Source organism: Agrobacterium sp. 719_389 (assembly GCF_900188475.1).
In the GTDB taxonomy this organism is placed as follows: Bacteria; Pseudomonadota; Alphaproteobacteria; order Rhizobiales; family Rhizobiaceae; genus Agrobacterium; species Agrobacterium radiobacter.
Genome location: NZ_FYEM01000007.1, coordinates 92,131 through 108,520, shown reverse-complemented (window position 1 = coordinate 108,520; position 16,390 = coordinate 92,131). Strand labels below are relative to the sequence as shown.

General features: G+C 61.1%; 12 protein-coding genes. All 12 read left to right on the top strand.

Annotation, left to right across the window (positions count from 1 at the left end):
* The first annotated feature begins 53 nt into the window (after positions 1–53).
* Positions 54–1,106 (top strand): type VI secretion system protein TssA, encoded by a 1,053-nt coding sequence (tssA, locus tag CFB10_RS14300; RefSeq protein WP_081629507.1) that lies wholly within the window; start codon positions 54–56, stop codon positions 1,104–1,106.
* Between the two features lie 67 nt (positions 1,107–1,173).
* The gene (gene tssB / locus CFB10_RS14295) at positions 1,174–1,683 is read left to right on the top strand and encodes a type VI secretion system contractile sheath small subunit (protein WP_020010212.1); all 510 of its coding nucleotides are present in this window, start codon (positions 1,174–1,176) and stop codon (positions 1,681–1,683) included.
* A gap of 98 nt (positions 1,684–1,781) precedes the next feature.
* Complete coding sequence (tssC, locus tag CFB10_RS14290) at positions 1,782–3,263, top strand: type VI secretion system contractile sheath large subunit (protein WP_003504545.1); 1,482 nt, start codon at positions 1,782–1,784, stop codon at positions 3,261–3,263.
* A gap of 56 nt (positions 3,264–3,319) precedes the next feature.
* Entirely contained in the window at positions 3,320–4,714 is a 1,395-nt protein-coding gene (gene tssC / locus CFB10_RS14285) for a type VI secretion system contractile sheath large subunit (RefSeq protein WP_020010211.1), read from the top strand.
* Positions 4,711–5,535, top strand: a complete 825-nt coding sequence (locus CFB10_RS14280; RefSeq protein WP_020010210.1) for a type VI secretion system accessory protein TagJ — start codon at positions 4,711–4,713, stop codon at positions 5,533–5,535. Before tssC (CFB10_RS14285) ends, CFB10_RS14280 begins: the two co-directional genes overlap by 4 nt.
* Complete coding sequence (gene tssE, locus CFB10_RS14275) at positions 5,528–6,037, top strand: type VI secretion system baseplate subunit TssE (protein ID WP_026363610.1); 510 nt, start codon at positions 5,528–5,530, stop codon at positions 6,035–6,037. Before CFB10_RS14280 ends, tssE begins: the two co-directional genes overlap by 8 nt.
* Positions 6,030–7,811, top strand: a complete 1,782-nt coding sequence (gene tssF / locus CFB10_RS14270) for a type VI secretion system baseplate subunit TssF (RefSeq protein WP_020010208.1) — start codon at positions 6,030–6,032, stop codon at positions 7,809–7,811. The genes tssE and tssF overlap by 8 nt, the downstream gene beginning before the upstream one ends.
* A gap of 9 nt (positions 7,812–7,820) precedes the next feature.
* Complete coding sequence (tssG, locus tag CFB10_RS14265) at positions 7,821–8,822, top strand: type VI secretion system baseplate subunit TssG (protein ID WP_020010207.1); 1,002 nt, start codon at positions 7,821–7,823, stop codon at positions 8,820–8,822.
* 4 nt (positions 8,823–8,826) lie between these two features.
* The gene (locus CFB10_RS14260) at positions 8,827–10,032 is read left to right on the top strand and encodes an FHA domain-containing protein (protein ID WP_020010206.1); all 1,206 of its coding nucleotides are present in this window, start codon (positions 8,827–8,829) and stop codon (positions 10,030–10,032) included.
* The gene (gene tssK, locus CFB10_RS14255; RefSeq protein ID WP_026363609.1) at positions 10,022–11,362 is read left to right on the top strand and encodes a type VI secretion system baseplate subunit TssK; all 1,341 of its coding nucleotides are present in this window, start codon (positions 10,022–10,024) and stop codon (positions 11,360–11,362) included. The genes CFB10_RS14260 and tssK overlap by 11 nt, the downstream gene beginning before the upstream one ends.
* On the top strand, positions 11,359–12,861 hold the full coding sequence (gene tssL / locus CFB10_RS14250; RefSeq protein WP_020010204.1) for a type VI secretion system protein TssL, long form: 1,503 nt from the start codon (positions 11,359–11,361) through the stop codon (positions 12,859–12,861). Before tssK ends, tssL begins: the two co-directional genes overlap by 4 nt.
* Positions 12,858–16,337, top strand: a complete 3,480-nt coding sequence (tssM, locus tag CFB10_RS14245) for a type VI secretion system membrane subunit TssM (protein WP_020010203.1) — start codon at positions 12,858–12,860, stop codon at positions 16,335–16,337. The genes tssL and tssM overlap by 4 nt, the downstream gene beginning before the upstream one ends.
* The last annotated feature ends 53 nt before the right edge of the window (positions 16,338–16,390 follow it).

Sequence of the window (16,390 nt, the reverse complement as noted above, 5' to 3'; positions counted from 1 at the left end):
TAAGGGAAGTAACTACAAAAAATCCATTACTATTTTCTGGGGATAGACTACCTTTGGATACGAAGCATGTTAAAACAGATACAGAACTTTTAGGGAATTGCGGAGATAATATCCGCAACGATTCAAGAACGCGTGAACTATACTATAGAATTAAGGATGAAAGAAACCAGGCACGCACAGAAGAGCGCGCCACCTCCCCCCAGGACAACTTAAAGATCTCCAGTAGCTGGGACAGCGTCAGCAATCTTGGATTGCAGATTATATATTCTGAAAGCAAGGACATAGAAATATTGGCGTGGCTTTCCGAAGCAAACCTGCGGTTGCGCGGCTTTTCTGGACTGCGCGAAATCTACGAGCTTTGTAATGATCTTTTTTACAACCACTGGGACTCATTGCGCTCCATCAGCGACGATAATGATGAGGAAAAATTTGCACCTTTTGCGGGATTGAACGGCATCGGCACCGAAGGAACACTTGTTCAGCCGCTCCGGCTTACGCCTCTGATCCCCGGAGGGAAATTTGGCGAGCACAGCCTCTGGGATTTCCAGCTGGCGCAGCGGCCAACCGAGAGCAAACGGCGCGAAGAACTGTATCGGCTGGCATCCGAAGCGGGCGTTGCCGCCATGTCTTCCCATCTGGCCGAGGTAACCGCCTGTCTCTCCAGCTTCGACGCCATCATGGCGGTTCTTTCCGAACGCTGCGGCCAGTTCGCGCCACCCAGTTCCAATATCCGCAATACGCTCATCGAAGCCGCCGCCGCCATCCGCACGCTGGGCGGGCGCGAAAAGGAGCCGGCCCCGGTTGAGCAGGCGGCAGCCGCCGTTGCGGACACTGACGAGGGCGGGCAACCGGCGGTGCGGATATCCGCAGCCTCACCGGAAGGCATATCTTCACGCGATGAGGCCTTTGAAACTCTTCTTTCGGTTGCGCGTTACTTTCGCCGGACCGAGCCGCACTCGCCGATCTCGCTCTCCATCGAAACGCTGGTTCGCAGGGGGCGCATGGATTTTTCGGAACTGCTGGCGGAGCTTCTGCCCGAAACGCAGGCCCGCAACGCAGTTCTGACGGCCGCCGGGATCAAGCCCGGCGGAGAAAACGGAAAATAACGGGCAAGGGACGGGAGACGCCGTCCCCTAACAGTCAGCCATGCCAAGGGGCATCAAGGAGGTTGAAATGGCAAGTGTACATGAAAAGCTGGAGCGGGTTCGCAAGCCCCGCGTTCACATCAAATACGAAGTCGAAACCGAAGGCGCGATGGTGGTCAAGGAACTGCCCTTCGTCGTCGGCGTGCTGGGTGATTTCTCCGGCAATCCCACCCAGCCGCTGAAGCCGTTCGGCGAGCGTAAGTTCGTTCAGATCGACCGCGACAACTTCGATGAGGTGATGCGCCGCATGACCCCCGGCCTCAACATTTCCGTTGCCAACACGCTGCAGAAAGATGGGACGGACATGCAGGTCAACCTGAAATTCGAAAGCATGGACGATTTCGAACCCGGCGCCGTCGTGCAGCAGGTTCCTGCGCTGAAGGCGCTTCTGGACGCCCGCAACGAACTGCGCGACCTGCTTTCCAAGGCCGACCGTTCTGAAGATCTGGAACGGATGCTGGAAGATATTCTGCAGAACAAGACCGATCTCGCAACGCTGGTTTCCGAACTCAAGGAAAAGAACGGCGCGAGCAAATAATCGCCTGTGCGGAGGAAAACCTCCCCGAACGGCCCCCATTGCGGGGCTTCAACTGTTCAAGCGGCATTTTTCAAAGCCGCATGTGGAAGGACTGAAACATGAGCGCTGAAAGCCTGCTGAAAAACGAAGCACAGGCAACGACCGCCGAAGATCAGGGACTGCTGTCCAAGGTGGTTGCCGCAACCCGCCAGACCGAACCGGACCGTGCGCAAAATCTTCTGCGCACGCTGACCGACCAGGCGCTGAAGGGAACGGTCAAATACGACCGCAACCTCACCGTCACCCTCAACCACGCCATTGCCGAACTGGACCGGACGATTTCCGAACAGCTTGCCGCCATCATGCAGGCGCCGGAATTCGCCAAGCTGGAAGGCACCTGGCGCGGGCTCAACTATCTCGTCAAGAATTCCGAGACGAGCGTCAACCTCAAGATCCGCGTCATGAATTCCGGCAAGCGGGAACTGGCGCGCGATCTGGAAAAGGCCGTGGAATTCGATCAGTCGCGCCTCTTCAAGGCGATCTACGAAGATGAATTCGGCACCCCCGGCGGCGAGCCGCTCGGCGCGATCATCGGTGACTATGAATTCGACAACTCCTTCGATGACGTGCAGTTGCTGCAGGGCGTCTCGTCAATTGCGGCGGCGGCTTTCGCACCGTTCATCTCGGCGGCAAGCCCGCACATGTTCGGTTTCGAGGATTACCGCGATCTCGCCCGTCCGCGCGATCTGGAGAAAATCTTCGATACGGTGGAATACGCCAAATGGCGCAGCTTCCGTGAAAGCGACGATTCCCGTTTCGTGACGCTCGCTCTTCCGCGTGTGCTGGCGCGCATGCCCTATGGTCCCAAAACCAACCCGATCGATGATTTCGCCTATGACGAGACCAAGGGCGCGGTGAATGGCGACCTGCAGCATGACGAATATTGCTGGATGAACGCCGCCTATGTCATGGGCACGAAGCTCACAGACGCTTTTGCAAAGAGCGGCTGGTGCACGGCGATCCGTGGCGCGGAAAATGGCGGCCGGGTGGAAAATCTGCCCATGCACGTCTTCTCCAGCGATGACGGCGATCTCGATCTGAAATGCCCGACGGAAGTTGGCATTACCGACCGCCGCGACGCTGAACTGGGCAAGCTCGGTTTCCTGCCGCTCTGCCACTACAAGAACACGGATTATGCTGTGTTCTTCGGCGCCCAGACGGCACACAAGCCGAAGCTTTACGACAAGCCCGAAGCCACGGCCAACGCCGCCGTTTCGGCCCGCCTGCCCTACATCATGGCCACGTCGCGTTTTGCGCATTATCTCAAAGTGATGGGCCGCGACAAGATCGGCTCCTTCATGGAAGCGTCCGATTGCGAAGTCTGGCTCAATCGCTGGATTGCCAATTACGTCAACGCCAATGACGAAGCGGGCGAAGAAAGCCGGGCGAAATATCCGCTGCGCGATGCGAAGGTGACCGTGCAGGAAGTGCCGGGCAAACCCGGCGCCTATAATGCGGTCGCATGGATGCGGCCCTGGTTGCAGATGGAAGAACTGACGACCTCGCTGCGCATGGTCGCCCGTATTCCGTCCAAGAACTGAACCCGGACCGGGGTGGTCCGGCCACCCCGGCCCCGTTCTTCACCTGGAGCCCGCTCATGGCACATCTGTCCTTTCCGGACGCCCGCATATTTGCCGACCAGCTCATCGCCCTCATTGACGATGCGCTGACCGGCCAGGTGAACGCCATTCTCCATCACCCTGATTTTCAGGCGATGGAAGCGAGATGGCGCGGGCTTGCCATGGTCGTGCGCGAGGCTGGCCGCGGCACCGACGTCAAGGTGAAGCTGCTGAACGCCAGCTGGCGCGACCTTGCCCGCAACACGGAACGCGCCACCGATTTCGACCAGAGCCATCTTTTCGAAGTTGTCTATAATCGCGAATTCGGCATGCCGGGCGGCGAACCGGTCGGCCTTTTGATCGGCGACTACGAATTTTCCCCTGATGATCTCGAGGGCGCCGATTCCATCACCACGCTATCGCAGATCGGCATGGTGGCTGCGGCCGCCTTCTGCCCCTTCGTCGCGGCGGCCTCGCCTTCCGCCATCGGCCTGCAGGACTTCTCGGAGCTGAGCCGGGTCCACGATTTTTCCTGGCTGAAACAGGAGAAATCACGGCTGCGGTGGAACGCGCTTCGTGCGCGTGACGATTCCCGTTTTGTCGGCCTTGTTGCGCCGCGCGTTTTGCTTCGCTCGCCCTACAGGCCCTATGCGCGCGGGCGCGATGACGGATTTCCCTTCCGCGAGCATGTGGCGGAAAGCGGCGAAACCCTGCTTTGGGGCAACGCCGCCTTCGCTTTTGCCACGGTGGTGGTGCGCAATTTCGTCGATTCCGGCTGGTTTGCGGATCTGCGCGGTGTGACGCAGGACGCCGTGGATGGCGGCATGCTCTCTTCCCGGCAATTGCCGCCGCTCGATCTCGGCATCGAGAGCAACGGCCTTTCCGCGCAGCCGCCTGTCGAGGTGCAGCTGACGACCGGGCAGGAACAGCAATTTTCCGACCTCGGCATCGTGCCCGTCTCCACCACCTATCTCTCCGGCATGGCGATCTTCAACGCCAACCAGTCCCTGCATGCGCCCGGCCACTATTCCAGCGAAGCGGCAAGACAGAACGCCCGCCTCGCGGCCATGCTGCAATATGTGCTGTGCGCCTCCCGGTTCTCGCATTACCTCAAGGTCATCATGCGCGACGATATCGGCCAGCTGAGCGATGCCTCGACGATAGAACGCAAGCTGGAAGGCTGGCTTTCCTCCTACACGCTCGGCAATGACGATGCGGAAGCGGCGCTGCGCACGCGCTACCCGCTGCGCTCCGCCGGGATCAACGTCTTCGAGGTTCCCGGCAAGCCCGGAACATTCTCCTGCACCGTGCGCCTTCAGCCGCATTTCCAGCTCGATGACGTCTCTACGAGCTTCCACCTCATTGCCGAAACCATGATGCCGCCGGCGGCGGCATCCCGATCTTCGGCCGAGCCGCAAAGGATATCCGCATGACGCTGCGCGACGACATTTCCCGCCTTCTCGATGATGACCGGCTGCAAGAGGCGATCGGGCTTGCACGCGAACACGTCAAGACGAAGCCCACCGACAAGGATGGCCGCCATTTTTACATCGACCTGCTGGTCCTTGCCGGGGAATACGAGAAGGCCGATGCGCAATGCAATCTGGCCGCAACGTTTTCGCCGCAAGAAAGCGTCGGTTTCTCTCTTTTCCGCCATCAGCTGCGCGCCATGGCGGCACGTAATGCCTGGTTCGAAACCGGGGCGGTGCCGGATTTTCCCGGCGGCCCGTCCGAACTCGATCAATTGGCGATCAGGGCGAATATCGCCGCACGCAACGGCGACGCGGAAACTGCCAAAAACGCACTGGCTGAACTCGACGAAAAACGCGGCAATGTGCCGATCGCTCATAACGGCAAAGGCACCGACGATATCCGCGATCTGGACGACCGGATTCCGCATGCGCTGGAAGTGCTGACCAATGGCGGCCGTTATCTATGGATCGATTACAGCCGCATCGAGAACCTTATAATCGACCCCATGAGCCGCCCGCGCGACCTCGCTTTCCGCGGCGCCGAACTGACGCTGCGCGACGGCGCGGTCGCATCCGTGCTGCTTCCGGCCATCTATCACGGCGCAAAGGACGATGTCGGCCTTCTCCTTGGCCGGGAGACGCGCTGGAGCGAAGGGGACCAGCCGCTGGCGACCGGGCAAGGCCAGCGCTGCCTGCTGATTGGCGACGATGTCGTGCCGTTCCACGAGATCGGTTCTCTTGCCGCCGCCTCCGACGATGAAAGGCAGATCGCCCGTGGTTGATCCGCTCGAGCAATATCGCGCACGGCAGAGAACGCTGTCACGCTCCGTTCTGGACCGGCTGCTCGATGACGCGCCGGATGCCGAAACGGATGCGCTCGTCAGCCTGAAGGATCAGGCGCGCGAAATGCGTGAGGCGATCCGCCGCGATCTCGAGGCATTGCTCAATACCCGCCGTAACCCCGCCGGCCCGCCGGCGGCGCTGAAGGAACTGTCCGATGCGCTGGTGAGCTATGGCGTGGACGGTATTCTCTCGGCCAATCTGGTGACGGATGCCTCCAAAGCGCGGCTCGCGCGCAGCATCGAACGGCGGATTTCCCTGTTCGAAACCCGCCTTGCCGACGTGCATGTGACAATCCTGAAAAACCGCACGGATGGCGATCGCGCGCTTCGCATGCGCATACAGGCAAGTTTCCGCCTTCAGGAAGGCATGCCGCCGATCAGCTTCGAATCCCGGATCGATCCGTCTACGCAACGTTTCCTGGTGGAGGCGACGAATGGCTGACGGCTTTCTCGAAAAATACAATGACGAACTTTTTGCCCTGAGAAAACGCGCATCGCGTTTCGCGGCGGCGTTTCCGAAAATCGCCGGCAGGCTGCGCATGACGGGAGATGTCGCCGACGATCCGCATGTCGAGCGGCTGATCCAGAGTTTTGCCTATTCCGCCGCCCGTGTGCGCCAGAAACTGGACGACGAATTTCCCGAACTGTCGGACAGCCTGCTGGAAACGCTCTATCCGCACTATCTTGCGCCCATCCCGTCCATGAGCGTGGTGCAGTTCAACCCGAGCACGGCGCTCGCAACCGTGCAGACGCTCCCACGGCACAGTGAAATCCTCGCCGAACCCGTCGGCGGTGAAAGCTGCCGTTTTCGCACCACGCAGGCGGTGGAGATCGCGCCGCTGCAAATCGCAGCCGCAACCTTGTCCGGCCAGCCGATCGACGCGCCGTTTTCGGCCTCCTTCGCCGGCGCCGCCAGCTGCCTGCGGCTTTCGCTGCGCAGCACGGCGCCGCGCGGCGGCAATTTCCCGGAAATGGGGCTGACGAAGCTTCAGATTTTCCTGTCCGCCGCCTGGCAGCAGGCCACGGCGCTTTACGAGCTTTTGACCAATCATTGCGTGGGCATGGCGCTTGCGCGTCACGCCGAGGACAAGGAAGCCGTTTTCCTGCCCGCCGGCAATCTCCGGCCATCCGGCTATACGCGCGATCAGGCGATGTTGCCCTATCCCGCCAACAGTTTTGACGGCTACCGGCTTCTCACCGAATTCTTCGCGCTGCCGCAGAAATTTCTCTTTCTCGATATCGACGGACTGGGCAAATGGAGCGGCGGCGATTGCGAGCTTTACATCTATCTGGATGCGGCGGATACGCAGCTTGAGCGCATGGTGTCGGTCAGGGATTTCGTGCTGAACGCCTCGCCGGTGATCAACCTGTTCAAACAAAGCTGCGAACCGCTCAGCCTCGATGGCACGCGCACGGAATACCGCCTGCTGCCGGATGCACGGCGGCAGCGGACCCGCGAAATCTATGCCGTCGAAAACGTTCAACTGACAAGCCGCTCCGGGCAGACCGAAAAGACCTCCCCGTTTTTTGGCCGCACACAGCGCAATAACGGCGCCAACGTGTTCTGGCAGATACAGCGCCGGTTCGATGACGACGGTTCTTCCGATACGGACATCGCCTTCGTGGATCAGAAACGCGGACCACTTGGACCGCTCGACATGGTGGCGAGCATCGATACGCTGTGCATCAATCGCGAGCTGCCAAGCCAGCTCCCCTTTGGCGGCGGACACCCGTTCCTGCAGCTTTCGACCGGCAACGAGGCGGTGAAATCCATCCATGCGCTGATGCCGCCGACAGCGGCGATCCGTGTCAACGAGCGTTCGGCGCGTGAATGGCGGCTGATCTCGCATCTCCTCCTCAACCATCTCTCCCTCACCGACAGCGGCGGCGCACCGCTGAAGGACATTCTGTCGCTGTATTCCTTCAGGGACAGCCCGGAGACCCGGCAGCTCGTGGAGGCAATCAGCAATGTCGAGGCGCAGAATTCCCATGCCAGGATCGGCTCGGCCATGGTGCCGGGAACTGACATCACCGTGGAGTTCGACCCCGCGCTGATCGCGCGACCTGCCGCATTTGTTTTCGCCAATGTCCTCAACCATTTCTTCGGGCTCTACACCTCGATCAATAGTTTCACGCGACTGACAGCGACGATGCGTGGCCACTCCAAACCGATTGCCCGCTGGCCAGCCCGCGCGGCCGACCGGCCGCTGCTCTAGGAGACCGGGATGGAACAGCAAACGCCAACCACGAAAGACCGGCAGGCGGCGCTTCTCAGCGACGATCCCGGTCGTTTTGAGCCCGCCACCGCGTTTCGCGTCGCCCAGCTCGTTTCGGCGGACGGGATTGTCATCGGCGCCCATGGCGGAACACAGCCTACTCCGCTGGCGATCAGCGGTTTCAATCACAAACGAGGCCAGGCCGAACTGAAATCCGCTTTCGCGCCCATTGTCGGGCCGCTCGGTTCGCTGCCGCCGGCCTATGGCGAATTGCTGCAGCGGGAGGAACGCAATCGCTCCGGCGCGCTGGCAAGCTTCTTCAATCTGTTCGCGGCAAGGTTCAGCGAACTGTTCGTATCCGCAACGGAAAAATACCGCCTCGCGAGGGGATTGCGCTGGTCGGCCGAGCAGCGGGAGAACGGTTTTCGTAAAACCCTGCTTGCACTCACCGGGTTCCGCACAGCCGGTCTGGTCGAGAAGGCAGGCGTGAGCGAAGATGCGCTCCTGCGGTTCAGCGGTCTTCTGGCCGGCCGCAACCGCAATGTTTCGGCCCTGACCTCGATGCTTTGCGAATTCACGGGACTTCCGGTTCATGTCGAACAGTTTCGCCGGCGATGGGTGGCTTTGCCGCTTCACGAACAAAGCCAGCTCGGGCAGGCATCCGGGCTGAGGCTCGGACAGAACACGACGGCGGGAAGCGCTGTCGAAGACATGAGCGGCGGTTTCCGGGTCGTGATCGGTCCTGTCGCCTATGCGGATTATCTGGCCCTGACGCCCGGATCGAAGCGGCTTGCTGAGATATTTTCGCTGACGCGCCTGTTCGTCGGAAGCGCATTACATTTCGATGTGCAGGTGATCCTGAAAAAGGAGGACATTCCCTTTTGCCGCCTCGGCCAGTCCGATGCTCCCGCCCGTCTCGGCTGGAACAGCTGGGCTCGTGTGGCGCCTGCACAAAAAGACAGCGCCGATGCTGTGGTGACCGAGCCGGAAGGCTCGGTAATTTCCGCGTGAGGGCATGGATATGAAGCTTGCACTCAGGGACACACAAAATATCGGAGCCACAAAAGCCAATCCATGGAGCTTTGAGCGAGGCCGCCGCGTCATCGGCCGATCTCGCGATTGCGACTGGCAGATCGACGACAATGAGCGGCGCGTTTCCAAGCAGCACTGCACGCTCAGCCGCGATGGTGAAGGTTTTACGATCCTTGACCAGAGCGCGAACGGCACGCTGGTCGATGGCCGCCTGCTGCTCGAAGGTGAAAGCGCGCGTCTCCGGGACGGTTCGCAAATCAATATTGGCGGGCAGATTTTTCAGGTTGCCATCAACGGCGACGCCGAGCTGGATTTTTCCGATCCCGACGCATCCCTGCGGATGAGTGACGAGCCGCTGACCATTTCGGCGATCCTTGCCGATATCGCCCCGAACGGCCGCTCGGCCGGCGGCGTGATGGGCAACACAGCCGCCTCCGATGAATGGTCCGAAACATGGCGCGAGGGCGCGAAACGGAAGGCAAAATCCATTTCGCGAAATGTTGAGATCGGCTGGAGCGAGCCGCCCTCGGCGCGTGGAATCGGCACCGTTCTGCCTGACAACTGGGACGAGGAGCCGGTTGCGAGCAGCGAGCACGAACATACCGACGCACTGAACACGCCGGTCATGATCTCACGCCCGGTTTCGGCCGCAAGTAGCGAAGATTTTGACAGTGTTTTTCCGGAGGCAAGCGAAGAGCTGACCCTGGAGAAAGCATCAACTGCTGATGTTTCGACCGCCCAGGAAATCGGCGATCTTCTGACCGCGCTGGAGCGGGAAAGCGCCGATTGTCTGGCCATTCTCGACATTGAAAGCGAGCGCGCCGGCCACGGTTCGTCAGCCTCCCTGAGCGAGCGGGTGGAAATGCTCATCCGCCAGCAGCGGCGTCTCGCCGCCTCTCTTGAAACCTTGATCCATAACTGCACGCAAAAGCTAGAACCAAGGCTTCTCGAAGCCTCCGTCGATGCCGGCAACGATCTCCGGGCGAAAATCGGCCGCAGGGACTGGCAGGGTCTGATCATGAAGACCGATTACTGGTCCGCGTACAAAAAGCAATTTGAGGAAAACGGCCGTCCATTGCCGATCAGACAGTTCCTGCAGCGGGCAGCGCGCGGTGAGGCCGCGCCCACGCAGGAGCCTGACGCGATAACGGCCGACGCAACGGGGGTAAACAACCACGATGAGACATGAGAACCGTGTTGCCTGGAGCGAGGGCATGTTTCTTCGCGTTCAGCATTTTCAGCAATCCGACCGCTGGACCGAGCGGCTGGTGCGCAACACCACGCGCAACCTCTCGCCTTACCCGTGGGGCATCGCCGAAATCGGCGTGGACCGCAGCGCGCTGTCGATAGGGCAATTCGCCCTGTCGAACCTGCGCGGCGTACTTCCCGATGGAACGCCCTTCGAGGCGCCTGAAGATTCCGACCTGCCGCCACCGCTCGATCTCGACGAAAGCGTCAAGAACGCCGTCATCTATCTCGCCCTGCCCGCCCGGCAGCCGGGCAAGGCGGACATGTCCGCCAGCAGCCGCAACGATGCGAACAATGTGCGCTTCACCGCCTCCAGCTACGAGGTCTCCGACACGAATATCGAGACGGATTTCGTGGCCCCCATCGATGTCGGTCGTCTCAGCCTGAAATTCCTGAAAACCGGCGACGATCTTTCCGGCTACGATCTCATCGGTCTGGCGCGCGTGATCGAGGTCCGCTCCGACCGCGCGGTCATTCTGGACCCGGATTTCATTCCTCCCAGCCTCAGCTGCGCGGCGGCACCGCGCCTCAACGAATTGCTGACGGAGCTTCTGGGGATCGTGCGCCACCGTGCGCAGGCGATTGCCGAACGCATCGGCGACCCGACGATCCGGGGAACCGCGGAAGTGGGCGATTATTTCCTGCTGCAGATCCTCAACCGCGCCGATCCGCTGCTGGCGCACCGCTGCGCCAACGCCACGCGCTTTCACCCCATCCGCTTTTACGAAGACTGCATCCAGCTTGCCGGCGAGCTCGCCACCTTCACCACGGACAAAAAACGGGCGACGGATTTCCCGCCCTATCGGCACGAGGATCTGAAGGCCACCTTCGGTGCGGTTTTTGATGATCTGCGCACATCGCTGTCAGCGGTTCTGGAACAGGCGGCTGTGGCCATCGAACTGGTGGAACGCCGCCACGGCGTCCGCGTCGGCACCATCCACGACCGCACGCTTCTGCGCGATGCCGGTTTCGTGCTTGCCGTGCGCGCGGACATGGCCGCCGAGGACATTCGCCGCCGCCTGCCGGCTCAGATCAAGGTTGGGCCGGTGGAGCGGATTTCAGAACTGGTCAATGTCGCACTGCCGGGCATTCCCGTGCGCTCCCTGCCGGTTCTGCCGCGGCAATTGCCCTATCGATCCGGCACCGTCTATTTCGAGATCGACACGCAATCACCACTCTGGAAGCAGCTTGATACATCAGGCGCCATCGCCCTGCATCTGGCAGGCGAGTTTCCCGGGCTTGAGATGGAAATGTGGGCGTTACGCGAATGAGCAAGGAAAAGCCCTCCTCCTGGCAGGATTTGCCGACGGTGGTCGAAATCACCGAAGAAAGCCGCCGACGCAACCAGAACGCCCGCAACATGGCGGCGATCCTGGAAGACATTGTCGAAGCCGACGAGCCGGCCGGGCGACCTAAGGCAAGCACTGCCGCCATGCCGGTCGATCAGCTGCTCTCCGGTTTTCATTTCGGCGGCGACGATGTGCCGACGCTCGTGCAATCGGCCGCCCCCCTTCTCAACCTCGCGCATCTCCTGCGCTTCAGCGATGCCGAGCCGGATTCCGACCAGCTTCGCCGCGCCTGCGTTGAAGCGATCACCCGCTACGAGCGCGACCTCGCTTCCGCCCGCATCAGCCCCGAGCGGGCAAGGGCGGCGCATTATGTCGTCTGCGCCACGGTGGATGATGTCGTTCTGAGCAAGCCCTGGGGCGTGCGAGCAGGCTGGGCGCGCTCCGGCCTTGTCTCCACCTTCCACAATGACGTTACCGGCGGCGACCGGGTTTTCGACATTCTCGACCATTTCCACCAGTCACCCGGCGCCAACAAGGATCTGCTGCTGCTGATCTATCTGTGCCTGTCACTGGCTTTCGAAGGACGCACCCGCGTTTCGCCAAAGGGTGCGCTGGAGCTCTCGCGCATCCGCGACAGCCTCTACAAGACGCTGATCGGCCAATACGGCACTTTCGAGCGGGAGCTTTCGCCACACTGGAAAGGCGTCGACGCACGGCATACGCCATTGCGCACGATGGCTGCGCTGTGGACCTTGCTGTCCCTGATGGCGCTTGCCTTTGCGCTTGGTTATCTCTTCTTCACGCTGTCGCTCAACAACGCCTCCGATGTGACCTTCGAGAGGCTCGCCCATCTCCCGCCGAACGAAACACCGAGCGTGCTGATCGCAAGCCCGCCGCCACAACCGCCGGCGCAGGTCGAAACGCCGAGGGTCGTGGAACCGCCGAAGACGGAGCCGCGGCAACCATCCCGGCTTGAAAAGCTGATGGCCTTCCTTCAGCCGGAAGTCGAAAAGAAGCTTGTCACGCTGGCGGATGTAAACGGGCGGCTGCGCATTCGCATCAACAATTCGGGCCTGTTCTCCACCGGCAGCGCCGATGTCAGCCCGCAGTTCCGCGATCTCATCCAGCGTATCGGCGGCGCGCTTGCGGCTGAGAAATTCCGCGCCGTCGTCATCGGTTATACCGACACCGTGCCGATCAAGACGGTGGAATTTCCGTCGAACTGGCACCTTTCCGAAGCGCGCGCCAAGGCGGTCGGAGACATTCTTTCACAATTCACCGGCCCGGAAGCGATCCTGACGGAAGGCCGTGCCGACAGCGACCCGATCGCCGACAACAAGACGGAGGAAGGCCGCCAGATAAACCGCAGAACGGAAATCATGGTCCTGACCAATCCCGATGAAAAACTGAGCGACGCCGGCATTCTCTCGCCGACCATCCAGAACAGTTCGGGACAGCAGCCGCAAGAGGCCCAGCCATGAATCCATTGAGCTATTTTTATACGATCCGATCCTATGTCGAGAGCTATGCCGCTCTCATCGGCCGCCGTTTCCTGTCGCTGTTATGGGTGGTCGCGCTCTGTATCGTCATCTGGTTTTACGGCTATCTGGTCGCGCTGGGCGATTTCAAGCCTTTGGGAACGACGCAGGCCCGGCTCATCGCCATTGGCATCATTCTGGCGATATGGCTGGTCTATATCGTCGTCACGGTTTACCGCGGTCGCAAGCAGGACAAGGAACTTGTCGACAGTATCGAGCGCGAAGCCCTAGCCAACCGCCAGGCTGAAGTCGGCGAAATCCAGACGCGCCTCAAGGAAGCGCTGGCGCTGCTGCGGCGGGTCACGAAAAAGCGCTTCGGTTATATTTACGACCTGCCCTGGTACGTGATCTTCGGCGCACCGGGCTCCGGCAAGACGACAGCGCTCACCAATTCCGGCCTGCAATTTCCGCTTGGCGATGCGCTTGGCGAAAACGCGGTGAAGGGCATCGGCGGCACGCGTAACTGCAACTGGTGGTTCGCCGACGAGGCGATATTGATCGACACCGCCGGCCGTTACACCACGCAGGACGACCTTGATGGCTCATCGAAGGCCGGCTGGGAAGGATTCCTCGGCCTTCTAAGACGTTATCGCCGCTCGCAGCCGATCAATGGCGCGCTGGTGACATTGTCGATCCCCGATCTTCTGAGCCGCGACCCCGAGGAGCAAAGGCAGGAACTGCGCTCCATCCGCCGGCGGCTTTCGGAACTGGACGAATATCTGCGTGCGCGCGTTCCGGTCTATATCGTCCTTACCAAGGCGGATCTGTTGCATGGTTTCGTGGAATTCTTCGACGGTTTCAACAAGACCGATCGCCAGCAGGTTTGGGGCACGACCTTCAAGCTGGATGAGAGCTATTCCGCCGAAAACCTGCCACAACGCCTGACGGAAGAATTCGAGCTGCTGCAACAGCGCGTCGATGCGATGCTGATCGAGCGCCTGCAGCAGGAGCAGAATGCCGAAACGCGCGGGCGCATCTTCCGCTTTCCCGCCGAACTCGCGCGGCTGAAAGACCGGCTCCATGAGGCGCTGAGCGAACTTTGCGCAAGTTCTCCCCTCATCGAAGCGCCGCTTCTGCGTGGCGTTTACCTCGCTTCGGGAACGCAGCCGGAAACGGAAAGATCGCCCGCAGCGTCCAGAGCCCGCCGAAGCTATTTCCTGTCGCGGCTGTTCAAGGACGTCATCTTCCCAGAAGCCGCACTGGTGATGCGCGACAAGCGCCTTTCCGGACGGCAATTGCTGGTGCGGCGCATCGCCTATGGTGTTTCGGCCGCAGCAGTCGCCATCGTCTTCACCGGCTGGATTTTCACCTATTTCGCCAATACGCAGGCGCTGGCGGAAGCCGATCGCAAACTTGGCGCTTATGAACAACTCGTTCAGGGCATTCCCGTGCGCGATGTTTCCGACGCCGATTTTCTCCGCATTCTTCCGGCGCTCGACAATCTGCGCGATGTCAACTCCGGCTTTGCCCGCGAGAGAGTGTGGAACGTCAGCTTCGGCCTCGATCAGGAAGACAAGATCGCCGGACGGCAGCGTGACGCCTATCAGCGCGCGCTCAACGCCCTGCTCCTGCCACGCATGATCGTGCAGCTGCAGAAGCAGCTGAAGGACGAAAAGGATGTCACGCGCACCTTCAATTCGCTGAAGCTCTATGGAATGCTCGGCGGCATGGGTGCGCTGGACCCCGATTTCCTGACCGTGCAGACGCATCAGATGTTCGCATCCCTCTACCCCGGCGACGGAAGAGCGGCGGCGAGAGATGCGCTCGACCAGCACGCGAAAGCGCTGGCGAATGGCGTACTCGCCCCGATCGAGCTCGATGCGCGGCTCATCGCCACCGCCCGCGAAACCATCCGCAACCAGGCTGTCGGCACGCGTGCCTATGATATTCTCGCCGGTCTTCCGCAGGCGCGGGAACTGATGGAATGGACACCAGCCACGGCTTTCGGCCCGCTTGGCGAGCGTGCCTTCGAGCGGCGCAGCAAGGCGCCGATGGCGGAAGGCATCGAAGGTCTTTTCACGGCGGAAGGATATCGCAGCGTCGTCATTCCGCAGGTCGCCCATGCGGCGCGCATCGCACTTTCCGAAGGGTGGGTGCGCGGTTCCGATGATGCACTCCGTGGCGCAACGGTCGAGCAGGTGGCGCAGGCTGCACTGCAAATCTATTTCGACCGTTTCGAGAAAAAATGGGCCGATACGCTGGCCGACCTTCGGGTCAAACCGTCCCAAACCCTTGGCGACGCGGTGGAAACGAGCCGCGCACTTGCCAATGAGCGCAATATCGTGGTGGAAGCTGCCAGATCGATCGCGGATGCGACCGATCTACGTCCCGGAGCAAACCCGGCCACCCTCGCCTCCGCCGCGGAAGGTGACGCAACCGCAGCCGTTCTGGCCGCCACGGTGAATGCGGCCGATCCCTATGCGAGACTGCGCGACATGCTGGCGGCGAAAGGCACGGCCACAACGGGCGAGCAGGCCAATGGCGGCAAGGCCGGTGGTTCACCATCGGAACAGTTGCTCGCGCATTTCAAGATGCTGAACGAGCAGCTTGCCCGCTCGGCAACCACCTCCGATGAAGTCGCCAGGGTGTTCGACGTGGACAGCCAGCTCACCAAGGCAAATCAGGATCTGTTGCAGCAGGCCCGCGAATTGCCTGCGCCGCTGGATGTGTGGGTGGCGGGCGTGGCGGCGGATGTCGGCTCGCTTGCGGTCAAATCCGCACGCAGCCGCATTGCCGAACTCTGGGCAGCCGATGCGGCGTCCCTGTGCTCTTCCATCGTCACGGGCCGTTATCCTTTTGACAGGTCGTCTTCCCGCGATGTCGCCATCGCGGATTTCACCCGTCTCTTCGGGCCATCTGGTGTTTTCCAGAGCTTCTTCAAACAGCGACTGGAGCCGTTTGTCGACAGGACGACCAACCCCTGGAGCTGGAAAGGCACCTTCGGTGCCGCCGGCATTCCCAGCAGCGCCATTGCCCAGTTCGAAAATGCCGACAAGATTTCGCGCGCCTTCTTCCCGAATGGCAGCGAGACGCCGGCGGTGTCGATCAATGTCAAACCCGTTTCGCTCACAAATGCCTCCAGTGCCGTCATGCTGGAAATCGAGGGTGAGCGGGTCGTTTATTATCACGGCCCCATTCAGGCGAAATCGATCACCTGGCCGTCGCGGGAAAACACGGCCAGCCTGTCGCGCATCGCCTTCCAGCCGGGCGGCTGGCAGCAGGCGAAAACCGAAAACGGCGACTGGTCGCCATTCCGGCTGTTCGACGGCGCCGACATCGAAAACCAGTCGGGTGATCTGCTGCGGGTGCGATTTGCGAATGGCGCTCAGGCTGCCGAATTCGATATTCAGTTCGGTTCGGTTCTCAACCCATTCAGGCTGGACGCCATCGCCGGCTTTGCCTGCCCCGCACAGTTTTAGCGGCGGGGCGGCACAGCGTTTTTTTACAGGAGGGGATCTATGATGAAAGCAAC